The 21,885-nt window shown below is 71.8% G+C and carries 15 protein-coding genes; 13 read left to right on the top strand and 2 right to left on the bottom strand.

The window, feature by feature from the left end; all coding sequences use genetic code 11:
* Positions 1-22 precede the first annotated feature (22 nt).
* From IE267_RS19330 to IE267_RS19300, 7 genes are all read left to right on the top strand, one after another.
* Positions 23-1,273, top strand: coding sequence for a polyamine ABC transporter substrate-binding protein (locus IE267_RS19330; protein ID WP_189764092.1), 1,251 nt, complete (start codon positions 23-25; stop codon positions 1,271-1,273).
* 186 nt (positions 1,274-1,459) lie between these two features.
* Positions 1,460-2,611, top strand: a complete 1,152-nt coding sequence (locus tag IE267_RS19325; protein ID WP_167156510.1) for an ABC transporter ATP-binding protein — start codon at positions 1,460-1,462, stop codon at positions 2,609-2,611.
* On the top strand, positions 2,608-3,522 hold the full coding sequence (locus IE267_RS19320) for an ABC transporter permease (RefSeq protein WP_189764091.1): 915 nt from the start codon (positions 2,608-2,610) through the stop codon (positions 3,520-3,522). Before IE267_RS19325 ends, IE267_RS19320 begins: the two co-directional genes overlap by 4 nt.
* Before the next feature lie 8 nt (positions 3,523-3,530).
* Entirely contained in the window at positions 3,531-4,334 is an 804-nt protein-coding gene (locus IE267_RS19315) for an ABC transporter permease (protein ID WP_189764223.1), read from the top strand.
* A 31-nt stretch (positions 4,335-4,365) separates the two neighbouring features.
* A complete protein-coding gene (locus IE267_RS19310) occupies positions 4,366-5,787 on the top strand; it encodes an NAD(P)/FAD-dependent oxidoreductase (RefSeq protein ID WP_229861331.1) in 1,422 nt (473 codons plus the stop codon).
* A gap of 219 nt (positions 5,788-6,006) precedes the next feature.
* The gene (locus IE267_RS19305; protein WP_189764090.1) at positions 6,007-6,480 is read left to right on the top strand and encodes a bifunctional DNA primase/polymerase; all 474 of its coding nucleotides are present in this window, start codon (positions 6,007-6,009) and stop codon (positions 6,478-6,480) included.
* Between the two features lie 98 nt (positions 6,481-6,578).
* Positions 6,579-8,396: a chitinase gene (locus IE267_RS19300; protein WP_229861330.1), complete on the top strand. Its 1,818-nt coding sequence runs from the start codon at positions 6,579-6,581 to the stop codon at positions 8,394-8,396.
* Here the strand turns inward: IE267_RS19300 and IE267_RS19295 are convergent.
* Together IE267_RS19295 and gabT are read right to left on the bottom strand one after the other, a co-directional pair.
* Positions 8,347-9,144 (bottom strand): phosphatase PAP2 family protein, encoded by a 798-nt coding sequence (locus tag IE267_RS19295; protein WP_189764088.1) that lies wholly within the window; start codon positions 9,142-9,144, stop codon positions 8,347-8,349. The genes IE267_RS19300 and IE267_RS19295 overlap by 50 nt on opposite strands.
* Before the next feature lie 102 nt (positions 9,145-9,246).
* A complete protein-coding gene (gabT, locus tag IE267_RS19290; protein WP_189764087.1) occupies positions 9,247-10,581 on the bottom strand; it encodes a 4-aminobutyrate--2-oxoglutarate transaminase in 1,335 nt (444 codons plus the stop codon).
* Positions 10,582-10,827: 246 nt separating this feature from the next.
* On the opposite strand from gabT, the gene IE267_RS19285 reads away from it, so the two are divergent.
* From IE267_RS19285 to IE267_RS19260, 6 genes are all read left to right on the top strand, one after another.
* Positions 10,828-13,170 (top strand): ATP/GTP-binding protein, encoded by a 2,343-nt coding sequence (locus IE267_RS19285; protein ID WP_189764086.1) that lies wholly within the window; start codon positions 10,828-10,830, stop codon positions 13,168-13,170.
* Between the two features lie 156 nt (positions 13,171-13,326).
* Entirely contained in the window at positions 13,327-14,880 is a 1,554-nt protein-coding gene (locus tag IE267_RS19280; protein WP_189764085.1) for a PucR family transcriptional regulator, read from the top strand.
* A gap of 476 nt (positions 14,881-15,356) precedes the next feature.
* A complete protein-coding gene (locus tag IE267_RS19275; RefSeq protein ID WP_189764084.1) occupies positions 15,357-16,802 on the top strand; it encodes an aldehyde dehydrogenase family protein in 1,446 nt (481 codons plus the stop codon).
* 207 nt (positions 16,803-17,009) lie between these two features.
* A complete protein-coding gene (locus tag IE267_RS19270) occupies positions 17,010-18,935 on the top strand; it encodes an acyl-CoA dehydrogenase family protein (RefSeq protein ID WP_189764083.1) in 1,926 nt (641 codons plus the stop codon).
* A 239-nt stretch (positions 18,936-19,174) separates the two neighbouring features.
* Complete coding sequence (gene dxr / locus IE267_RS19265; RefSeq protein WP_161250404.1) at positions 19,175-20,425, top strand: 1-deoxy-D-xylulose-5-phosphate reductoisomerase; 1,251 nt, start codon at positions 19,175-19,177, stop codon at positions 20,423-20,425.
* Positions 20,422-21,723 carry a M50 family metallopeptidase gene (locus IE267_RS19260; protein ID WP_167156490.1) on the top strand — a complete coding sequence of 434 codons (1,302 nt, stop codon included), beginning with the start codon at positions 20,422-20,424 and terminating at the stop codon, positions 21,721-21,723. The genes dxr and IE267_RS19260 overlap by 4 nt, the downstream gene beginning before the upstream one ends.
* Positions 21,724-21,885: the final 162 nt, after the last annotated feature.

Genomic DNA, 21,885 nt, shown 5'->3' with positions numbered 1-21,885 from the left:
CACCCGAAAGGGCATACAGCGCATGGAGCAGTACGAGCCCGAAAGCCTGTCGGCGGCCCAACTGGCCGCCGTCCGGCGCAGCTTGACCAATGGCCGGGGCGCCCTGACCCGCCGTTCCCTGCTGCGCGCCTCGGGCGTCGGCGCGCTCACCGTCGGCGGCCTCGCCACCCTGAGCGCGTGCGGCATCCCGGCGGCCAAGAAGGAGAACGGCACCGGACCGTCCAACGCGGACCACTCCGCGCAGGAGAAGGAGGTCAACTTCTCCAACTGGACGCAGTACATGGACATCAGCGACGACAAGAAGCACCATCCGACGCTGGACGAGTTCACCCGCCGCACCGGCATCCAGGTCAAGTACACCGAGGACATCAACGACAACGTCGAGTTCTTCGGGAAGATCAAGCCGCAGCTCGCGGCCGGCCAGGACACCGGCCGGGACCTCGTCGTGCTCACCGACTGGCTCGCCGCCCGGCTCATCCGGCTCGGCTGGGCGCAGCAGCTCGACCCCGCGCACCTGCCCCACGCCTACGCCAACCTCGCCCCCCAGTTCCGGTCGCCCGACTGGGACCCCGGCCGCGCCTACTCCTATCCCTGGACCGGCATCCCGACCGTCATCGCCTACAACTCCAAGGCGACCGGCGGCAAGAAGGTCGACTCGATCACGCAGCTGCTCGACGACCCGACCCTCAAGGGCCGCGTCGGCTTCCTGTCCGAGATGCGCGACTCGGTCGGCATGACCCTGCTCGACCTCGGCAAGGATCCCGCGAAGTTCACCGACGCCGACTTCGACGCGGCGATCGGGCGGCTCCAGAAGGGCGTCGACTCGAAGCAGATCCGCCGCTTCACCGGCAACGACTACACCGGCGACCTGGTGAAGGGCGACCTCGCGGCCTGTGTGGCCTGGGGCGGCGACGTAACGCAGCTGCGCGCCGACAACCCGGACATCAAGTACGCGATTCCGGCGGCGGGTTACATGACCTCCAGCGACAACCTGCTCGTCCCGGCGAAGGCCCGGCACCAGGGCAACGCGGAGAAGCTCATCGACTACTACTACGAGCTGCCGGTCGCGGCGAAGCTCGCCGCGTTCATCAACTACCAGTGCCCGGTCGACGGGGTCCGCGACGAACTCGCCAAGATCGACCCGGCGCTGGCGGCGAACGAACTGATCCTGCCGGACAAGGCGATGGCCGCGAAGTCCCACTCCTTCCGCTCGCTCAGCGAGGCCGAGGAGACGGCGTACGAGCAGAAGTTCTCCAGGCTCATCGGAGCGTGAGCGCTCCGCGGGACCCGAGTTCACAGGTGCGCGGTCCGTTGCGGCCGATCGCGCCCCCACGTCCTCGGCTTCGCTCGAACAGGGGGGACCCCCATCGCTGCGCAGCCGCACCATGTCACAGCCCCGCGCCCCTTTCGGGGCGTTTGGCCCCCTCCCTCTCCCTCGACACCCCCTGGGACCCCACCCATGACTGACAGCACCGCAGGCGGCGACGTCCGCCTCACCGGGATCAGCAAGACGTACGGCTCCTTCACCGCCGTCCATCCGCTCGAACTGACCGTCCCGCAGGGCTCGTTCTTCGCCCTGCTCGGTGCGTCCGGCTGCGGCAAGACCACCACCCTCCGCATGATCGCCGGGCTTGAGGAGCCGACCACCGGCACGGTCTTCCTCGGCGACAAGGACGTCACCGACCTGCCGCCCTACAAGCGGCCGGTGAACACCGTCTTCCAGTCGTACGCCCTCTTCCCGCATCTGAACGTCACCGAGAACATCGCCTTCGGGCTGCGCCGGCGGGGCATCAAGTCGGTGAAGAAGCAGGTCGACGACATGCTGGAGCTCGTCCAGCTCGGCGACTTCGCGCAGCGCAAGCCGCACCAGCTCTCCGGCGGCCAGCAGCAGCGCGTCGCGGTCGCCCGCGCGCTCATCAACCACCCCCAGGTACTGCTCCTGGACGAGCCGCTCGGCGCCCTCGACCTCAAGCTGCGCCGCCAGATGCAGCTGGAGCTCAAGCGCATCCAGACCGAGGTCGGCATCACCTTCGTGCACGTCACCCACGACCAGGAGGAGGCCATGACGATGGCCGACACCGTCGCGGTGATGAGCGGCGGCCGGGTCGAACAGCTCGGTGCTCCGGCCGAGTTGTACGAGAACCCGAAGACCACCTTCGTCGCGAACTTCCTCGGCACCTCCAACCTCATCGAGGCCGAGGTCGTGGAGAAGAGCGGCGAGGACGTCGTGGTCACCGCGGGCGGCGCCAAGCTCAGGCTGCCCGGCGGGCGATGTTCGGCCGCCACGAGCAGCGGCGGCAAGCTCCTGGTCGGTGTGCGCCCCGAGAAGATCTCGCTCGCCCACCGCGACGACGAGGGCGCCGTCGCCGACGGCCGCAACCGCGTCACCGGCCGCATCGTCGACTCGTCCTTCATCGGTGTCTCCACCCAGTACCTCGTCGACTCCCCGGCGGGCAGCGGCCTTTCGGTGTACGAGCAGAACATCGAGCGCGACACCCGCCTCGTGCCCGGCGCCGAGGTCGTCCTGCACTGGAACCCGGCGCACACCTTCGGCCTGGACGCGGCGCAGGCCAAGGACGCGGGCGTCGAGAAGGTCGAGGACGCCGCGTGACCGCCCTGACCGAGGCGCCCGCGGCACCCACCGTGCGCAAGGCGTCCACCCGCAAGCGGCTCGTCCCGTACTGGCTGCTGCTGCCCGGCATCCTCTGGCTGATCGTGTTCTTCGCGCTGCCGATGGTGTACCAGGCCTCGACCTCCGTACAGACGGGCTCACTGGAGAAGGGCTTCCAGGTCACCTGGCACTTCCAGACGTACTGGGACGCCTTCAAGGAGTACTACCCGCAGTTCGTCCGGTCCCTGCTGTACGCGGGCACGGCGACCCTGCTCTGTCTGCTGCTCGGCTATCCGCTGGCCTATCTGATCGCCTTCAAGGCGGGCCGCTGGCGCAACATCGTCCTGGTCCTGGTCATCGCGCCGTTCTTCACCAGCTTCCTCATCCGCACCCTCGCCTGGAAGACGATCCTGGCCGACGGCGGGCCCGTGGTGCACGCGCTCGCCACCCTGCACGTCCTGGACGTCACCAACTGGCTCGGCTGGACCGAGGGCAGCCGGGTCCTGGCCACGCCGATGGCGGTGGTCTGCGGACTCACCTACAACTTCCTGCCGTTCATGATCCTGCCGCTGTACACCTCCTTGGAACGCATCGACTCCCGCCTGCACGAGGCGGCCGGCGACCTGTACGCGACGCCGGCCACCACCTTCCGCAAGGTGACCTTCCCGCTGTCGATGCCCGGCGTCGTCTCGGGCACGCTGCTCACCTTCATCCCGGCCAGCGGTGACTACGTGAACGCCGAACTGCTCGGTTCCACCGACCAGAAGATGGTCGGCAACGTCATCCAGTCGCAGTTCCTGCGCGTCCTCGACTATCCGACGGCCGCGGCCCTCTCCTTCATCCTGATGGCGATCGTCCTGATCATGGTCACCGTCTACATCCGCCGAGCCGGGACGGAGGACTTGGTCTGATGACTCACCTGCCGATTCTCAAGTGGCTGCGCCGCAACCTCGTGGTCATCGGGGGGCTCGCGACCCTCGCGTACCTGATCCTGCCGAACGTCGTCGTGATGGTGTTCTCGTTCAACAAGCCGAACGGGCGCTTCAACTACTCCTGGACGCGGTTCTCCACGGACGCCTGGAAGGACCCCTGCGGGGTCGCCGACATGTGCGGCTCGCTCTCGCTCTCGCTGCAGATCGCCTTCTGGGCGACGATCGGCGCGACCGTGCTCGGCACCATGATCGCCTTCGCCCTGGTCCGCTACCGGTTCCGGGCGCGCGGCGCGATCAACTCGCTGATCTTCCTGCCGATGGCGATGCCCGAGGTCGTGATGGCCGCCTCGCTGCTGACGCTCTTCCTCAACATGGGCGCGCAGCTGGGCTTCTGGACCATTCTCATCGCGCACATCATGTTCTGCCTCAGCTTCGTCGTCACCGCCGTCAAGGCCCGCGTGATGTCCATGGACCCGAGGCTCGAAGAGGCCGCGCGCGACCTCTACGCGGGTCCTGCCCAGACGTTCCTGCGGGTGACGCTGCCGATCGCCTCGCCCGGCATCGCGGCGGGTGCGCTGCTCGCCTTCGCGCTCTCCTTCGACGACTTCATCATCACCAACTTCAACGCGGGCTCCACCGTGACCTTCCCCATGTTCGTGTGGGGCTCGGCACAGCGCGGCACACCCGTGCAGATCAACGTCATCGGGACGGCGATGTTCATCGTTGCCGTCGTGGTGGTCACCGCCGGACAATTCATTGCGAACCGGCGCAAGAACAGCGCGAAAGCGTAACCGTACGCAGTTCCTGAGGGAGTTGGAAATCATGGCCGTGACCCGAGCCATGAAGAGTGCAGCACGCCAGTCCCTGGCGGGCGCCAAGCCCGTCCCCTTCTGGCTGGAGGACCCCGGCCGCCCCGAGGCGCTGCCCGCCCTCACCGGCGACGAGAAGTGCGACCTCCTCGTCGTCGGCGGCGGCTACAGCGGGCTGTGGACCGCGCTCATCGCCAAGGAGCGCGAGCCCGGCCGCGAGGTCGTCCTCATCGAGGGCAAGGAGATCGGCTGGGCCGCCTCCGGCCGCAACGGCGGCTTCTGCGCCGCCTCGCTCACCCACGGCCTGGGCAACGGCCTGGCCCGCTGGCCCGGCGAACTCGCCCAGCTCGAAGAGCTCGGCGCGGCCAACCTCGACGCCATCGGGGACGCGGTCGCCCGCTACGAGATCGACTGCGACTTCGAGCGCACCGGCGAGATCGACGTGGCCACCGAGCCGCACCAGCTGGAAGAGCTGCACGAGATGTACGAGGAGGCGACCGGGCTCGGCTTCGGCGGGCTCGAACTCCTCGACGAGCAGGCGCTGCGCGCCCAGGTCGACTCGCCCACCTTCCTCGGCGGGCTCTGGGACCGCGACGGCGTCGCCATGCTCCACCCGGCCAAGCTCGCCTGGGGTCTGAAGCGGGCCTGCCTGGAGCTCGGCGTACGGATCTACGAGCACACCCCGGGCCTCTCGCTGGCCCGGGTCGGCACCGGCATGGGCGTACGCACCCCGTACGGCAAGGTGCGGGCCGAGCATGTCGCGCTCGGCACCAATGTGTTCCCCTCGCTGGTCAAGCGGCTGCGGCCGTACACGGTCCCGGTGTACGACTACGCGCTGATGACCGAACCGCTGGACGCGGCCCAGCTCGCCTCGATCGGGTGGCAGGGTCGCCAGGGGCTCGGGGACGCGGCGAACCAGTTCCACTACTTCCGTCTGTCCGCGGACAACCGCATCCTGTGGGGCGGTTACGACGCGATCTACAGCTACGGCGGGAAGGTGTGCAGCGAGTACGACGACCGGCCCGAGACGTACGCCAAGCTCGCCGAGCAGTTCTTCCACTGCTTCCCGCAGTTGGAGGGGCTCCGCTTCGGCCATGCCTGGGGCGGCGCGATCGACACGTGCTCGCGCTTCTCGGCGTTCTTCGGCACCGCCCACGGCGGCCGGGTGGCCTACGCGGCCGGATACACCGGGCTCGGGGTGGGGGCGACCCGCTTCGGCGCCGATGTGATGCTCGACCTGCTCGCGGGTGAGCGCACCGAGCGCACCGAGCTGGAGATGGTGCGCACCAAGCCGCTGCCGTTCCCGCCGGAGCCGGTGGCCTGGGCGGGCATCGGCATCACCAAGTGGTCGCTGGCCCGGGCCGACGAGCGGGGCGGCCGGCGCAATCTGTGGCTCAAGGCGATGGACCGGGTCGGCCTCGGCTTCGACAGCTGACGGCCCCGGGCCACAACAGGGCTTCACCCTGCGACAGTTGAGTGCTTGATCATCTCGTACGCCCCCGGTCACGCCGGGGGCGTACCCCGTTCGATCACCGTGTGACCCAGCTCACTACCGATTGGTAGGCGAAGTCGCGTCATAGCCCGGCCCCGGGCCGCTCTCTCCCGTGGACGCACTGGCTGTGCCCAGTGGAGCGGGTTGATCGGAGGGACGGCAATGACTGCCTCGGGGTCGAAGACCGCGGTGGAATGGCTGGCGTCGGTGGCGCCGGATCCCGACGCCTGCCGGTGGGAGTGGGAGCGCAACCCCCATGGGGTCGCCCTCCTCCCGGCCGGCCGGCGCTGGGACGTACTGATCCTGCCGGGCGAGCTCGGCCACCACACGCTCGATGTGCTGGCCCGGCTCGTGGACCGGCCGGGCCCCGTGCTCGCCGACTTCGGCGACGCGCGGATGGGCTTCTTCGTGCCGCCCGGCACCGCCGCGCGCTGGCTCGGCACGGGGGTGCGGGGGGCGGGGCGCGGCACCTGGATCGTGGTGCCCTACCCCGGCCGGACGACCGGCGGGGTGCGCTGGCTGGTGCCGCCCGACGGCTCGGGCACCCTCACCGACCCCACCCTGCTCGAACTGGCGATGCACGAGGCGGCGGCCCGGATCGCGGGCGACGGGGACAACCGGGACATGGGGGACTGAGCGGGGGTGGGCGACTGCCGGAAGCCTTGACAAGCCGATTGGTCTGGACCATGTTGTGCGCACTTCGTGTCTCAATACCCCCTTGCCTGGAGGCAGTTGTGGACCGCACCAGACATCCGGCCTTCCGGTCATCCCTCTGCGCCACCCTGACGGCGGCCGCCCTCGCCGCCGCCGGGCTCGTCGCCGCGGCGCCGTCCGCGCAGGCCGCCGACACCGACCTCATGCGCAACGGCGGCTTCGAATCCGGGCTCGACGGCTGGAGCTGTACCGCGGGCAGCGGCGCCGTGGTCGCCTCGCCCGTGCACGGTGGCACCCACGCCCTGAAGGCCACCCCGGCCGGCAGCGACAACGCGCAGTGCGCCCAGAGCGTCGCCGTGCAGCCCAACTCCACGTACACGCTGAGCAGTTGGGTGCAGGGCAGCTATGTCTACCTCGGCGCGTCCGGCACCGGTACGACCGACGTGTCGACCTGGACCCAGTCGGCGCCGTCCTGGCAGCAGCTGACGACCACCTTCAAGACCGGCGCGAACACCACCTCGGTGACCGTCTACACCCACGGCTGGTACGGCACCGCCGCCTACGGGGCCGACGACGTGAGCCTGATCGGACCCGGCGGCGCCCCCGTCCAGAAACCGGCCGCCCCCGCCGGGCTCACCGCCTCCGGTGCCACCTCCTCCGGCATCGGCCTGAGCTGGTCCCCGGCCACCGGTGCCACCGGATACAACGTCTACCGCGACGGCGCCAAAGTGGCCTCGGTGAACGGGACTTCGGCCACCGTCACCGGCCTCGCGCCCGCCACCTCGTACAGCTTCCAGGTCACCGCGACCAACAGCGCCGGCGAGTCCCCCAAGTCGGCCGCCGTCGTCGCGAGCACCACCAGTGGCGGCACCACCCCGCCGCCCTCCGGGCACGCGCTCGTCGGCTATCTGCACGCGTCCTTCGCCAACGGCGCCGGCTACACGCGCATGGCGGACGTGCCCGACGACTGGAACATCATCGACCTCGCCTTCGGCGAACCCACCTCCGTGACGTCCGGCGACATCCGCTTCACCCCGTGCCCGGTCAGCGAGTGCCCGACCGTGGAGCCGCTCGCCGACTTCAAGGCGGCCATCAAGGCCAAGCAGGCCGCCGGCAAGAAGGTCCTGATCTCCATCGGCGGCCAGAACGGCCAGGTCCAGCTCACCACGACCGCCGCCCGCGACACCTTCGTCTCCTCCGTCTCGAAGATCATCGACGACTACGGCCTCGACGGCCTCGACATCGACTTCGAGGGCCACTCGCTCTCGCTCAACACGGGCGACACGGACTTCAGGAGCCCCACGACTCCCGTCATCGTCAACCTCATCGACGCCCTGAAGACCCTCAAGGCCAAGTACGGCTCCAAGTTCGTCCTGACCATGGCCCCGGAGACGTTCTTCGTGCAGATGGGCTACCAGTACTACGGCTCGGGGCCCTGGGGCGGCCAGGACCCGCGCTGCGGCGCCTACCTGCCGGTGATCTACGCGCTGCGCGACTCGCTCACCCTGCTGCACGTCCAGGACTACAACTCGGGCTCGATCATGGGACTCGACAACCAGTACCACTCGATGGGCGGCGCGGACTTCCACATCGCCATGACCGACATGCTGCTCACCGGCTTCCCGGTCGCGGGCGACACGTCCAAGGCGTTCCCCGCGCTGCGGCCCGACCAGGTCGCCATCGGCCTGCCCGCCTCCACCCAGGCGGGCAACGGGTGGACCAGCCCGGCCGAGGTCACCAAGACCTTGGACTGCCTGACGAAGAAGGCGAACTGCGGGACCTACCAGACCCACGGCAGCTGGCCGGGGCTGCGCGGCCTGATGACGTGGTCCATCAACTGGGACCGGTTCAACGGCGGCGAGTTCTCGAAGAACTTCGACGCATACCCGTGGAGCTGAGCACCAGGAGCGCCCCGCACAGACAGCAGCTGGCCAGGACGTCCAGGGGCCAGTGGTAGCCGTGCAGCACCAGACCGGTGCCCGTCGCCGCCGTCAGCACCCCGGCGGCGACGGGCAGCGCCCGGCGGCGGCGCACGACGGGGGAGAGCAGCAGCGCGACCGAGCCGTACGCCACCATCGCGGTCGCGGTGTGGCCGGAGGGGTAGTAGCCGGTGGCGGGGTCGAACGGGCCGGGCCGGTCGGTCCACTCCTTCAGCGGCACCACGAGCAGCGGCACGATCGCCATCGTGGCGGCGGCGATCAGCGCCTGCCGGCGCAGTCCGCGCCACAGGGCGTAGCCGATGGCGAGGGCGAGCACCGGCAGGGCGACCGGCATGCTGCCGAGGTCGGAGAGCCCCTCGGCGAGCCATGAGGGGCCGTGGCCGGTGAGCGAGGGGTCGATGCGCTCGTCGAGACGGCGCAGCGGGCCGTCGGAGACGACCTGCCAGGTGATGACCGCGAACACGCAGAGCAGCGTGACGAAGAGGAAAGCCGGCCGCCCCGGAACAGGGGGGGAGGTTCCGGGGCGGCCGCCTTGACCGGCGTGCCGCTCGCCCCGGGGGGTGTGGGGCGGTCGGCCGGCCGATCGGTGAGGAGTTCCGGAGCCGGGGGCTCCAGTGGTGTGCGCGAGGGCACGACCAGGGCAGGGCTGGGGAAGCTCCGCTCTGGAATCGCCCGCAGTCCCCTGCGGGCGGGGTGTTTCTCTCATCTGCAGAAACCGTACGGCAGACAGCGGGGGACCGACAGCGGGAACCCGATCCCGCCATTGGCCCCCCACACCTTCTTCACAGGCGCTGCCGACCGCCCGGCGTCACACGCCGGCGAAGGCCTGCTCGATGATGTCGAGGCCCTCGTCCAGCAGGTCCTCGCCGATGACCAGCGGCGGCAGGAAGCGCAGCACGTTGCCGTAAGTACCGCAGGTCAGGACCAGGAGACCCGCCGCGTGGCAGGCCTTGGCGAGCGCGCCGGCGGCCTCCGGGTTCGGGGTCTTCGAGGCGCGGTCCTTGACCAGCTCGATGGCGATCATGGCGCCGCGGCCGCGGATGTCGCCGATGATGTCGTACTTCTCGGCGATGGTGGCCAGCCGGGCCTTCATGACCTCCTCGATGCGCTTGGCCTTGCCGTTGAGGTCGAGCTCCTTCATCGTCTCGATCGCGCCGAGCGCCGCGGCACAGGCCACCGGGTTGCCGCCGTAGGTGCCGCCGAGGCCGCCCGCGTGCGCGGAGTCCATGATCTCGGCGCGGCCGGTCACCGCGGCGAGCGGCATGCCGCCCGCGATGCCCTTGGCGGTGGTGATCAGGTCGGGGACGATGCCCTCGTCCTCACAGGCGAACCACTGGCCGGTGCGGCAGAAGCCGGACTGGATCTCGTCCGCGACGAAGACGATGCCGTTGTCCTTGGCGAACTGGCTGATCGCGGGCAGGAAGCCCTTGGCCGGCTCGATGAAGCCGCCCTCGCCGAGCACCGGCTCGATGATGATCGCGGCGACGTTGTCCGCGCCGATCTGCTTGTTGATCATGTCGATGGCCTGCGCGGACGCCTCGGCGCCGGCGTTCTCCGGGCCGGTGAGCCAGCGGTAGCCGTAGGCCACCGGAACCCGGTAGACCTCGGGCGCGAACGGGCCGAAGCCGTTCTTGTACGGCATGTTCTTGGACGTCAGCGCCATGGTCAGGTTGGTACGGCCGTGGTAGCCGTGGTCGAAGACCACGACCGCCTGGCGCTTGGTGTACGCACGGGCGATCTTGACGGCGTTCTCGACGGCCTCGGCGCCCGAGTTGAACAGGGCGGACTTCTTGGCGTGGTCGCCCGGGGTCAGCTCGGCGAGCTGCTCGGCGACGGCGACGTAGCCCTCGTACGGCGTGACCATGAAGCAGGTGTGCGTGAAGTCCTGCAGCTGGGCGCTCGCGCGGCGCACCACGGCCTCGGCGGAGGCGCCGACCGAGGTCACCGCGATGCCGGAGCCGAAGTCGATCAGGCGGTTGCCGTCGACGTCCTCGATGATGCCGCCGCCCGCGCGCGCGGTGAAGACGGGCAGGGTGGAGCCCACACCGGCGGCGACCGCCGCGAGACGGCGGGCCTGAAGCTCCTGCGACTTCGGACCGGGGATGGCGGTGACGACGCGGCGCTCCTGCGGGATCGCGCTCATGAGGGGCTCCTGGAGATTTTCTGGGGGATTCGGACGCTTCCTTGGCTTTCTTGGCAGGCTAGGGCGCGGGGACGGCCCGTGGCATGCGCCGTTCGGTAGTGGTGGGGGTGTGTCCCTTGTCCTCGGCGGACAGTTCCCCCGGGCGGGCGCGCGGTGCGCGGCAGCGGTGAACCGTCGTGCGCTGCCACTAGATTGAGCGTTCGCACCGCTCGGAACGGACCTGGCTGGTCAGGGGGCAAGGGGTCGATGGACACCGAAGGCACGTACGACGCACGCGGCACCCGTTCGGGATCGGTCCCGCGCCCCGCCGGACCGCCGCCCCGCCCGGCGCTCCCGCCCCGCCCCGTCGAGGCCCCCACGGCCGGAACCTCGCTCGGCGACTGGCTGCGCACCCCGCGCGCCGCCGCGGAGCCCGGCCTGTGGCGCTTCGGCCACAAGCCGCGGCCCGACGCCGACCCGGACCGGGTGCCGGACCGGGCCCTGCTCGTCGGCGCGCTCGTGGCCCTGCTCGCCGCCACCCTCGTCTGGTCGCTGTGGAGCAACGGCTACATCCCGCACAGCCGGGTGCTGCTCGAACTGTTCACGCCCGCCGAGTGGTGGAGCTACCCCCGGCCGCCCCAGTCGATCACCGCGATCCAGGTCTACAACAGCCTGTTCGCGGCGCTGCTGATCTTCGTGTTCGGGCGGATGGGGAACTGGCTGGAGGTGTTCCGGCGGTACGCCGTCGACTGCCCCCAGCCCGAGCGCACCCTGCGCACGGCCCTGGCCGGCGGTGTGGCGGTGTGGCTCGTGATCGGCACCAGCCTGTTCCCGTTCTTCTTCGCGATCTGGAGCCTGTTCCCGCTGTCCTGGACGACCGGCGACGGAGACCGGACGGTCGCGACCCTCGTCAACTACGCCCTGTACGTCCTGGTCGGCGGCGCGGTCCTCTGGCCCTTCGCCAAGGAGGGGGACTGGCTGAGTCACTTCCGCGCGCGCAAGCCCGCCGCGCAGGCACCGGCCGCGCCCCCCGCCGCGCCCGTGACCTCCCCCGCCGACTGGCCCCAGCTGCGCTCCGCCGGGCTCGCCGCCGCGGCCGACCGGCTGGTGGCCGAGGAGCGGTCGGGGCGCATGAACGACGTGGACTGCGTACGCATCCGGCGGGCCTGGGCCACGGTGAAGGCCGACCCGGCCCGGCTCGGCGCGTTCACCGAAGCCGTCGCGGGCCAGGGCGCGCGGGCCTGTCTGCACCCCTCGGGCGACCGTGACCTGCCCGCCCGCGCGGCCACCCACGACCTGCTCACCTCCCAGGTGCGGCTCGGCCGCTACCCCGACGCGGAGCGCACTCCCCTCGCGCGCCGGGGCGCGGGCGCCGCGCTCGACCCGGGCTCGCTCGGCTCCTCGCTGCTGGCGATCGGCCCGTTCGGCTCGGGCAAGACCCGGCACCTGGTGCGGCCCGTCGTGGAGTCGCTCGCGCTCCAGGCGCTGGCCGGGAAGGCCGCCGTCGTCGCGGTGTGCGCGGCGGGCACGCCGCTCGGCCCCGACGACGGCTACGACGTGGTGATCAAGCCCGGCGACTCCGCGTCCGCCTACGACCTCGACCTGTACGGCGGCGCCACCGACCCCGACGAGGCGGCGGCCCTGCTCGCCGAGGCCTTCGCGGGCGACCTCGCCGAGGTCGACTCGCGGCGGGCCGCGACGGTCCTCGCCCAGCTGCTCGGCCCCTACCGTGCGGCCCACCGGCGCTTCCCCTCCGTGCCCGTCCTGCGTGAGCTGCTCGACGGTTCGCCCGGCGCGCTCGCGGACCTGCGAGCCCGGCTCGACGACGAGACCCACCGCGCCTACCACCGTGAACTCGACGCCAGGGAAAGGCAGTTGGGGACCCCGGGAGACCCGGGGCTCGCGCTCGCCGCACGCGTCGCGGTGCTCGACCGCCCCGCCTTCGAGGGCTTCTTCGACACCACCGGCGAGAGCCGGCCGTTCTCGCTGCGCTCCCTGGAACACCCGCTCCGGGTCCGCGTCGACGTGCCCGAACGCGCCCACCCGGAGGCGGCCCACCTCCTGACCCGGCTGATCCTGGCCCAGTTCACCACCGGCGCGACCGCCCGCAGGGACCGCTCGCTCTTCGCCTTCCTCGCCCTCGACGACGCCACGCACGCGGTCACCGCCGAGTCCGTACGGGGCCTGCAGCGGCTGCGGAACTGCAACGCCGGGGTGCTGCTCACGCTGCGCGCGCTCGGCGACGTCCCCGAACAGCTGCACACCTCGCTGCTCGGCTCGGTCGGCTGCCACATGGCGTTCGCCGGGCTCAGCACCTGGGACGGGCGGCTGTTCGCGCAGGCGTGGGGCACCGAATGGGTCGAGACCACCGAAGTCGCCAAACACACCGTCTTCGCCGACCAGCCGCTCACCCGGGCTGTCCACGCGCTGCGCAAGCTCGTCACCGGCAAGGCGGTCACCACCGACGCCGTCACCGTGCGCAAGGTCGAGCGGGAACGCTGGTCGGCCTCCGAGCTCGCCCACCAGGTGCCCGCGGGGCACGCGGTGCTCTCGCTGACCACCGTGAACGGGGAGCACGCGCCGCCGCTGCTGGTCGACCTGCGGGGATGAGGCCGGTACCCGGCGGTCGAACGACCCCCGGGTATCTGGCCGGGCTGGCAAAATGGGAGTGTGCGTTCATACGGGACGTAGTAATCGCCCGCGCCACGTCCGTCCCGTACGTCCTGCGTACGGTCCCGTCCTTTCCCGTCGAAGGTAGCCGGTCCCATGCCGCCCACGCTCGCCTCGCTCGTCCAGCACTCGGCGCTCAAGCTCACCGTGCGCGCCGGCGAGGACCACCTGGACCGCCCGGTGCGCTGGGCCCACGTCAGCGAACTCGCCGACCCCGTCCCGTACATGGAGGGCGGCGAGCTGCTGCTCATCACCGCGATGACGCTCGACGCGGAGGACCCGCAGGCGATGCGCCGCTATGTGCGCAGGCTGTCGCGGGCCGGGGTGGTCGGGCTCGGCTTCGCGATCGGAGTCAACTACGAGACCGTGCCGGACGCGCTCCTCGACGCGGCCCGCGAGGAGGACCTGCCCCTCCTGGAGGTGCCCCGGCGCACCCCGTTCCTGGCCATCTCCAAGGCGGTCTCGGCGGCCATCTCGGCCGACCAGTACCGCGCGGTCACCGCGGGCTTCGAGGCCCAGCGCGAGCTCACCAAGGCGGCGCTCTCCGACGGCCCGGCCGTCCTGATCGCCAAGCTCGCCGCCCACGTCGACGGCTGGGCCGCCCTGTACGACACCTCCGGCGCGGTCGTGGCCGCCGCCCCCGACTGGGCCGCGCGGCGCGCGGCCCGGCTCACCGCGGACGTGGCCCGGCTGCGCGAGCGGGCGGCCCCGGCCAGCACGGTGGTCGGCGGCGCCGACGAGGCCTCCGGGGACCGCGTCGAGCTCCAGTCGCTCGGCACCGGGCGCCGGGTGCGCGGCGCGCTCGCCGTCGGCACGGGGGCGCCGCTCGGCACCGCGGAGCGCTATGCCGTCCACTCGGCGGTCGCCCTGCTCACCCTCACCACCGAGCGGTCCCGCTCGCTCCAGGCGGCCGAGCAGCGCCTGGGCGCGGCCATCGTGCGGATGCTGCTCTCGGGGCAGCAGGACCACGCCCGCGCGGTCGCGGGGGACCTGTACGGCGGCCTCCTGGACGCGCCGTTCCGCCTGGTCGTCGCCGAGCCCGCGGGCGACGGCGACCCCGCGGGGCTCGGCGCGCTCGCCGAGGCGATGGAGTCGGCGGCCGCGCGCTGCGGCGAGGCGGTCCTGGTGGTGCCGGAGGCCGCGCGGCTCGTCGTGCTCGCCGCGGACGGGGGCGAGGCGGTCGCGGCCTGCCTCGCCCACGAGGCCGCCGAGGGCGAGGACATCGTCGTCGGGCTCTCCGCGCCGGCCGGACCGATCGCCGCGGCCTCCGCGTACAAGCAGGCCGAGCAGTCGCTGTCGGTCGCCCGGCGCCGCGGCAAGCCCCTCGTCGAGCACGAGGAGCTGGTGGCGGGGTCGGTGCTGCCGCTCCTCGCGGACGACGCGGTGCGGGCGTTCGCGGACGGGATGCTGCGGGCGCTGTACGAGCACGACGCGACGGGGCGGGGCGATCTGGTGGCCTCGCTGCGGGCGTGGCTCTCGCGGCACGGGCAGTGGGACGCGGCGGCGGCGGACCTCGGGGTGCACCGGCACACCCTCCGGTACCGGATGCGCCGCGTGGAGGAGATCCTGGGCCGCTCCCTGGACGACCCCGACGTCCGCATGGAGCTCTGGCTCGCCCTGAAGGCGACGTCTGCCCCCGACCCGGGGTGATCCTTTCTTCCCGTGGCTCCGCCCCGGCCCCCTCTCCCTGGGGCTCCGCCCCAGACCCCGGGTTTCGCCCCTCCCCGCCCCTTCCCGCAACCCTCCGGGGGTGGAGTGGGGGTGGCCGGGCTTTCCGGGGCTGCGCCCCGGGCCCCGCTTGTTCGGCTGCGGACCGCGCGTGGCTGGTCGCGCAGTTCCCCGCGCCCCTGTAGGTGGCCCCGAATGTCTCGGTGCTGGCCCGCATCGGGGCATTTCAGCCCGTCCGGCGTTTGAGGACGAGCGCCCTTGAGGCGCGAACGGCGTCCGGGGCGGAGCCCCGGGGTCTTTCAGCCCCCGGAGGGTTGCGGGAAGGGGCGGGGCGGGGAAAGGCTCTCGGGGTCCCCGGGGGCGCCGCGCTCGCGGGGCGACAAAGCGGCGTACGGAGTGGGCGGACCACTCCATCCCGGACAAACACGCACCCCCGCCGCGCGCCCTACCGTGAGGGCATGACTTCTACCCACGCCTTCTGGCTCGCCGGCCGCGAGGCCACCGGCGACGACAGCTTCGATGTCACTTCGCCCTGGGACGGCCGTCACGTCGCCTCGGTCAGCGTCCCCACCGACGCCCAGGTCGAGGAGGCCGTGGCCGCAGCGCACGCCGTCGTGGAGGAGTTCGCGGCGACCCCGGCGCACGTCCGCGCCGCCGCCCTGGACCACGTCTCCAAGCGCCTGACCGAGCGCACCGAGGAGATCGCCCAGCTGATCTCCGCCGAGAACGGCAAGCCGATCAAGTGGGCCCGCGGCGAGGTCGGCCGCGCGGTGTCCGTGTTCCGCTTCGCCGCGGAGGAGGCCCGCCGCTTCAACGGCGGCGAGGCCCAGCGCCTGGACACCGACGGTGGCGGCGTGGGCCGCCTCGCCCTGACCCGCCGCTTCCCCAAGGGCGTCGTCCTCGGCATCGCGCCGTTCAACTTCCCGCTCAACCTCTGCGCCCACAAGGTCGCCCCGGCCATCGCGGTCGGCGCCCCGATCGTCCTGAAGCCGGCCCCCGCGACCCCGCTCTCGGGGCTCGTCCTCGGCGAGCTGCTTGCCGAGACCGAGCTGCCCGCCGGCTCGTGGAGCATCCTGCCGGTCGCCAACGACAAGATGCCGGCCCTGGTGCAGGACGACCGCCTCCCGGTCATCTCCTTCACCGGCTCCGACAAGGTCGGCTACGCGATCATGGACTCGGTGCCGCGCAAGCACTGCACCCTGGAGCTCGGCGGCAACGGCGCGGCCGTCGTCCTCGCCGACTGGGCCTCCGAGGAGGACCTGGACTGGGCGGCGACGCGCATCGCCACCTTCTCCAACTACCAGGGCGGCCAGTCCTGCATCTCCGTGCAGCGCGTGATCGCGGACGCCGCCGTGTACGACCGGCTGCTCCCGAAGGTCGTCGCCGCCGTCGAGGCGCAGGTCACCGGAGACCCCTCCGACTCCGCCACCGACGTCGGCCCGCTGGTCAGCGAGGATGCCGCCCGGCGCGTCGAGTCCTGGGTCGACGAGGCCGTCGCGGCCGGTGCCGAGCTGCTCGCCGGCGGCAAGCGCGACGGCGCCTCCTACGCGCCGACCGTGCTCACCGAGGTCCCCGCCGACACCACCCTCGCCTGCGAGGAGGTCTTCGGGCCGGTCCTGACCGTGCAGAAGGTGGACGGCGAGGCCGAGGCGTTCGCCGCGGTCAACTCCTCCAAGTACGGCCTCCAGGCAGGGGTGTTCACGCACGACGTGGGGACCGCCTTCCGCGCCCACCGCGCCCTTGAGGTCGGCGGCGTGATCATCGGCGACGTGCCGTCCTACCGCGCCGACCAGATGCCGTACGGCGGCGCCAAGGCCTCCGGCGTCGGCCGCGAGGGCGTCCGCTACGCGATGGACGACTACACCTACGAGCGCGTCCTCGTCCTGACGGGCCTCGCCCTGTAGGACCTGACGCGCCTCGCCCTGCGGTCACGGGCGATGTGAGACCGGCGGCCGGAACCCACTGTGCGGGGGTTCCGGCCGCCGTCGTGCGTCCGGGCGGACGTGAGGGGTGGTCCAAGTGCCGGGAATGGGGTACATACGGTCGAGTAGCACCACCCGGTAACGGGCAGCCGCCCGCACCCGTCAGCCCGCGGCGAGGAGAACCCCTCAATGACCGCACCACAGCACACGCCCAAGGTCTCCGAGCGCGAGGCGCGCCAGGTCGCCGAGGCCGCCCGCGAGCAGGACTGGCGCAAGCCCAGCTTCGCGAAGGAGCTCTTCCTCGGCCGGCTGCGCCTCGACCTGATCCACCCCCACCCCCAGCCCGCCCCCGAGGACGTGGAGCGCGGCGAGGCCTTCCTCGCCAAGATGCGCGACTTCTGCGAGACCCGGGTCGACGGCCGCCTCATCGAGCGCCAGTCGCGCATCCCGGACGAGGTCGTGAACGGGCTCAAGGAGCTCGGCGCCCTCGGGATGAAGATCGACACGAAGTACGGCGGCCAGGGGCTGACCCAGGTCTACTACAACAAGGCGCTCACGCTCGCCGGTTCGGCCAGCCCCGCGATCGGCGCGCTGCTCTCCGCGCACCAGTCGATCGGCGTGCCCCAGCCGCTGAAGCTGTTCGGCACCCAGGAGCAGAAGGACGCCTTCCTGCCGCGCTGTGCCCGTACCGACATCTCCGCGTTCCTGCTCACCGAGCCCGACGTGGGCTCCGACCCGGCCCGGCTCGCCACCGCCGCGGTGCCGGACGGCGAGGACACGTACGTCCTGGACGGCGTGAAGCTGTGGACCACCAACGGCGTCGTCGCCGACCTGCTCGTCGTGATGGCCCGGGTGCCGAAGTCCGAGGGCCACAAGGGCGGCATCACCGCCTTCGTCGTGGAGGCCGACTCGCCCGGCGTCACCGTGGAGAACCGCAACGCGTTCATGGGGCTGCGCGGCATCGAGAACGGCGTCACCCGCTTCCACCAGGTCCGGGTGCCCGCCGCCAACCGGATCGGGCCCGAGGGCTCCGGGCTCAAGATCGCCCTGACCACGCTCAACACGGGCCGGCTCTCGCTGCCCGCGATGTGTGTCGGCGGCGGCAAGTGGGCTCTGAAGATCGCCCGCGAATGGGCGGGGGTGCGTGAGCAGTGGGGGCGTCCGGTCGCCCGGCACGAGGCGGTCGGCGCGAAGATCTCCTTCATCGCGGCGACCACGTTCGCCCTGGAGGCGATGACCGACCTGTCGGCGCAGATGGCCGACGAGAACCGCAACGACATCCGCATCGAGGCCGCCCTCGCCAAGCTGTACGGGTCCGAGATGGGCTGGCTGATGACGGACGAGCTGGTCCAGATCCGCGGCGGCCGCGGCTTCGAGACCGCGGACTCGCTGGCGGCCCGCGGCGAACGGGCCGTGCCCGCCGAGCAGATGCTCCGCGACATGCGGATCAACCGGATCTTCGAGGGCTCGACGGAGATCATGCACCTGCTGATCGCCCGCGAGGCGGTCGACGCCCACCTGTCCGTGGCGGGCGACCTCATCGACCCCGACAAGACCCTCCAGGACAAGGCGAAGGCGGGTGTGGGCGCGGCCGGGTTCTACGCCAAGTGGCTGCCCAAACTCGTCGCCGGGCCCGGCCAACTCCCCAGCTCCTACAGCGAGTTCGGGCCGCTGGCCCAGCATCTGCGCTACGCCGAGCGCTCCGCGCGCAAGCTCGCCCGCTCCACGTTCTACGCCATGTCCCGCTGGCAGGGCCGGATGGAGACCAAGCAGGGCTTCCTCGGCCGGATCGTCGACATCGGGGCCGAGCTCTTCGCGATGAGCGCGGCCTGCGTACGGGCCGAGCACCTGCGCGCCGCCGGTGAGAACGGCCGCGAGGCGGTCCAGCTGGCCGACACCTTCTGCCGTCAGTCGCGCATCCGCGTGGAGGAACTCTTCACCCGGCTGTGGAGCAACACCGACGACCTCGACCGCAAGGTCGTCGACGAGGTCCTCGCCGGGGCGTACACGTGGCTGGAGGCGGGCGTCATCGACCCGTCCGACGACGGCGCGTGGATCGCGGACGCGACCCCGGGCCCGGCCAAGCGCGACAACGTCCACCGCCCCATCCGCTGACCCGTGCCCGGCGGGCCGGAGCGAGTGTCTCCGCTCCGGCGCCGGGCCCCCTGGGCGCCGTCCCGACAGCGGGGTACGGGACGGCGCCCGCACCTGCCTCCCGCCCCCGGCCGCACCCCGCTCCCCGCCACCGCCCGGCCCCGCTCCCACCCGCCTCCCGGCGCCGCCCCCGCACTCATCCCGGGCTTATTGTCAGGAGCGCTGTTCGGGCGCACAGCCGATGCGGCAACAATGGGGGCATGAGCGACAGCCCAGCCCCCCTCGCCGACCCCCACATCACCTTCGACCCGGTCGAAGGCCGACGCGATGTGGTGGTCCTCGGATCCACCGGGTCCATCGGTACCCAGGCCATCGACCTGGTCCTGCGCAACCCCGACCGCTTCCGCGTGACCGCGCTCTCCGCGGCCGGCGGCCGGGTCGAGCTGCTCGCCGAGCAGGCCCGACGGCTGCGGGTGCGCACCGTCGCGGTGGCCCGCGAGGACACCGTGCCCGCCCTGCGCGCGGCGCTGGCGGCCCAGTACGCGGGTGAGCCGCTCCCCGAGATCCTGGCCGGCCCCGACGCGGCGACCGAGCTCGCGGCGTCCCCCTGCCACACCGTCCTGAACGGGATCACCGGCTCGATCGGCCTCGCCCCGACGCTGGCCGCGCTCACGGCCGGCCGCACGCTCGCGCTCGCCAACAAGGAGTCGCTGATCGTCGGAGGCCCCCTCGTCAAGGCGATCGCGAAGCCCGGCCAGATCATCCCGGTCGACTCCGAGCACGCCGCCCTCTTCCAGGCGCTCGCCGCCGGAAAGCGCGCCGACGTACGCAAGCTCGTCGTCACCGCGTCGGGCGGCCCCTTCCGGGGGCGCACCAGGAGCGAACTGGCCGACGTCACGCCCAGCGACGCGCTCGCCCACCCCACCTGGGCGATGGGACCCGTGATCACCGTCAACTCGGCGACCCTGGTCAACAAGGGCCTGGAGGTGATCGAGGCGCACCTGCTCTACGACATCCCCTTCGAGCGCATCGAGGTCGTCGTCCACCCCCAGTCCTATGTGCACTCCATGGTCGAGTTCACCGACGGCTCCACGCTGGCGCAGGCCACCCCGCCCGACATGCGCGGGCCGATCGCCCTCGGGCTCGGCTGGCCCGAGCGGGTGCCGGACGCGGCCCCCGCCTTCGACTGGACCAAGGCCTCGACCTGGGAGTTCTACCCGCTCGACAACGAGGCCTTCCCCTCGGTGGGACTCGCCCGGCACGTCGGGGAACTGGGCGGGACGGCTCCGGCGGTGTTCAATGCCGCGAACGAGGAGTGCGTGGACGCGTTCCTGGCCGGGCGGCTCCCCTTCAGCGGGATCATGGAGACGGTGACGGAAGTCGTCACCGAACACGGGACGCCGGCCGCGGGAACTTCCCTCACGGTCTCGGACGTCCTGGAAGCGGAGACCTGGGCACGCGCCCGGGCCCGGGAACTCGCGGTGAAGGCGACAGCGGAGGCACGCGCATGACGATCCTGTTGACGGTCCTCGGCATAGCGCTCTTCGCCGTGGGGCTGCTCATCTCCATCGCGTGGCACGAGCTCGGCCACCTCTCCACGGCCAAGCTCTTCGGCATCCGCGTGCCGCAGTACATGGTCGGCTTCGGCCCCACCATCTGGTCGCGCAAGAAGGGCGACACCGAGTACGGCATCAAGGCGGTGCCGGCCGGCGGCTACATCCGCATGATCGGCATGTTCCCGCCCGGCGCGGACGGCCGTATCGAGGCGCGCTCGACCTCGCCGTTCCGCGGCATGATCGAGGACGCGCGGGCGGCCGCCTTCGAGGAGCTCCAGCCCGGCGACGAGGACCGGCTCTTCTACACGCGCAAGCCCTGGAAGCGCGTCATCGTCATGTTCGCCGGCCCGTTCATGAACCTGATCCTCGCCGTCGCGATCTTCCTCAGCGTGCTCATGGGCTTCGGCATGGCGACCCAGACCACCCAGGTCGCCGGTGTGCAGAAGTGCGTGATCGCGCAGAGCGAGAAGCGCCAGACCTGCGAGCCGGGCGACGCGGTGTCGCCCGCCGAGGCGGCCGGCCTGAAGAACGGCGACACCATCGTCGCCTTCAACGGCAGTCCCGTGAAGGACTGGGCGGACCTCTCCGACCGCATCCGCGAGACCATCGGCCCGGCCACGATCACCGTGGAGCGCGCGGGGCAGCAGGTCACCCTGCACCCGACGCTCGCCAAGAACATGGTGGCGAAGAAGGACGGGAACGGCGACGTGGTGCCGGACCAGTACGTCCCGGCCGGCTACCTCGGCTTCGCCCCCAAGTCGGAGATCAAGCCGCTCACCTTCGGCCAGTCCGTCGACCGCATGGGCGAGATGGTGCAGAACGGCGTCCACTCGATCGTCGCGCTGCCCGGCAAGATCCCGGACCTGTGGAACGCGGCCTTCGACGGCGGCGAGCGCAAGGCCGACTCCCCGGTCGGCGTGGTCGGCGCGGCCCGCCTCAGCGGCGAGGTGCTCAACCTGGACGCCCCGACGCCGAACATCATCGCGACGTTCCTGTTCCTGCTCGCGGGCTTCAACCTCTCGCTGTTCCTGTTCAACATGCTGCCGCTGCTCCCGCTGGACGGCGGCCACATCGCGGGCGCCCTGTGGGAGTCGCTGCGCCGCAACGTCGCCCGCGTCCTGAAGCGGGCCGACCCGGGCCCGTTCGACGTGGCGAAGCTGATGCCGGTCGCGTACGTGGTGGCCGGGATCTTCATCTGCTTCACGCTGCTCGTCCTCGTGGCGGACGTGGTGAACCCGGTGAAGATCACCTGACGGCCGCGGCGGAGATCCCCGCCGCACGTGCCTGACGTACCACCGGGGTACTGCCGGTGTACGGACGGCGTACGCGATCAGGGGCGGCCCGGGTGCACGGAGTGCCCGGAGCCGCCCCTTCGCGTGAACTCCGGGGCACGGTGTGCCCCGGGCCCCGTGGGT

The organism is Streptomyces xanthochromogenes (genome assembly GCF_014650455.1).
GTDB classification, from domain to species: domain Bacteria; phylum Actinomycetota; class Actinomycetes; order Streptomycetales; family Streptomycetaceae; genus Streptomyces; species Streptomyces xanthochromogenes.
The sequence above is the reverse complement of the archived record's forward strand: the minus strand, read 5'-3'. Positions and strand labels throughout refer to the sequence as shown.

What these genes read in the sequence shown, in the direction of transcription:
- IE267_RS19295 (WP_189764088.1), bottom strand. Translation starts at nt 9,144, where the DNA reads ATGAGAGAAACACCCCGCCCGCAGGGGACTGCGGGCGATTCCAGAGCG.
- IE267_RS19260 (WP_167156490.1), top strand. Translation starts at nt 20,422, where the DNA reads ATGACGATCCTGTTGACGGTCCTCGGCATAGCGCTCTTCGCCGTGGGG.
- IE267_RS19330 (WP_189764092.1), top strand. Translation starts at nt 23, where the DNA reads ATGGAGCAGTACGAGCCCGAAAGCCTGTCGGCGGCCCAACTGGCCGCC.
- IE267_RS19325 (WP_167156510.1), top strand. Translation starts at nt 1,460, where the DNA reads ATGACTGACAGCACCGCAGGCGGCGACGTCCGCCTCACCGGGATCAGC.
- dxr (WP_161250404.1), top strand. Translation starts at nt 19,175, where the DNA reads ATGAGCGACAGCCCAGCCCCCCTCGCCGACCCCCACATCACCTTCGAC.
- IE267_RS19285 (WP_189764086.1), top strand. Translation starts at nt 10,828, where the DNA reads ATGGACACCGAAGGCACGTACGACGCACGCGGCACCCGTTCGGGATCG.
- IE267_RS19280 (WP_189764085.1), top strand. Translation starts at nt 13,327, where the DNA reads ATGCCGCCCACGCTCGCCTCGCTCGTCCAGCACTCGGCGCTCAAGCTC.
- IE267_RS19275 (WP_189764084.1), top strand. Translation starts at nt 15,357, where the DNA reads ATGACTTCTACCCACGCCTTCTGGCTCGCCGGCCGCGAGGCCACCGGC.
- IE267_RS19310 (WP_229861331.1), top strand. Translation starts at nt 4,366, where the DNA reads ATGGCCGTGACCCGAGCCATGAAGAGTGCAGCACGCCAGTCCCTGGCG.
- IE267_RS19305 (WP_189764090.1), top strand. Translation starts at nt 6,007, where the DNA reads ATGACTGCCTCGGGGTCGAAGACCGCGGTGGAATGGCTGGCGTCGGTG.
- gabT (WP_189764087.1), bottom strand. Translation starts at nt 10,581, where the DNA reads ATGAGCGCGATCCCGCAGGAGCGCCGCGTCGTCACCGCCATCCCCGGT.
- IE267_RS19270 (WP_189764083.1), top strand. Translation starts at nt 17,010, where the DNA reads ATGACCGCACCACAGCACACGCCCAAGGTCTCCGAGCGCGAGGCGCGC.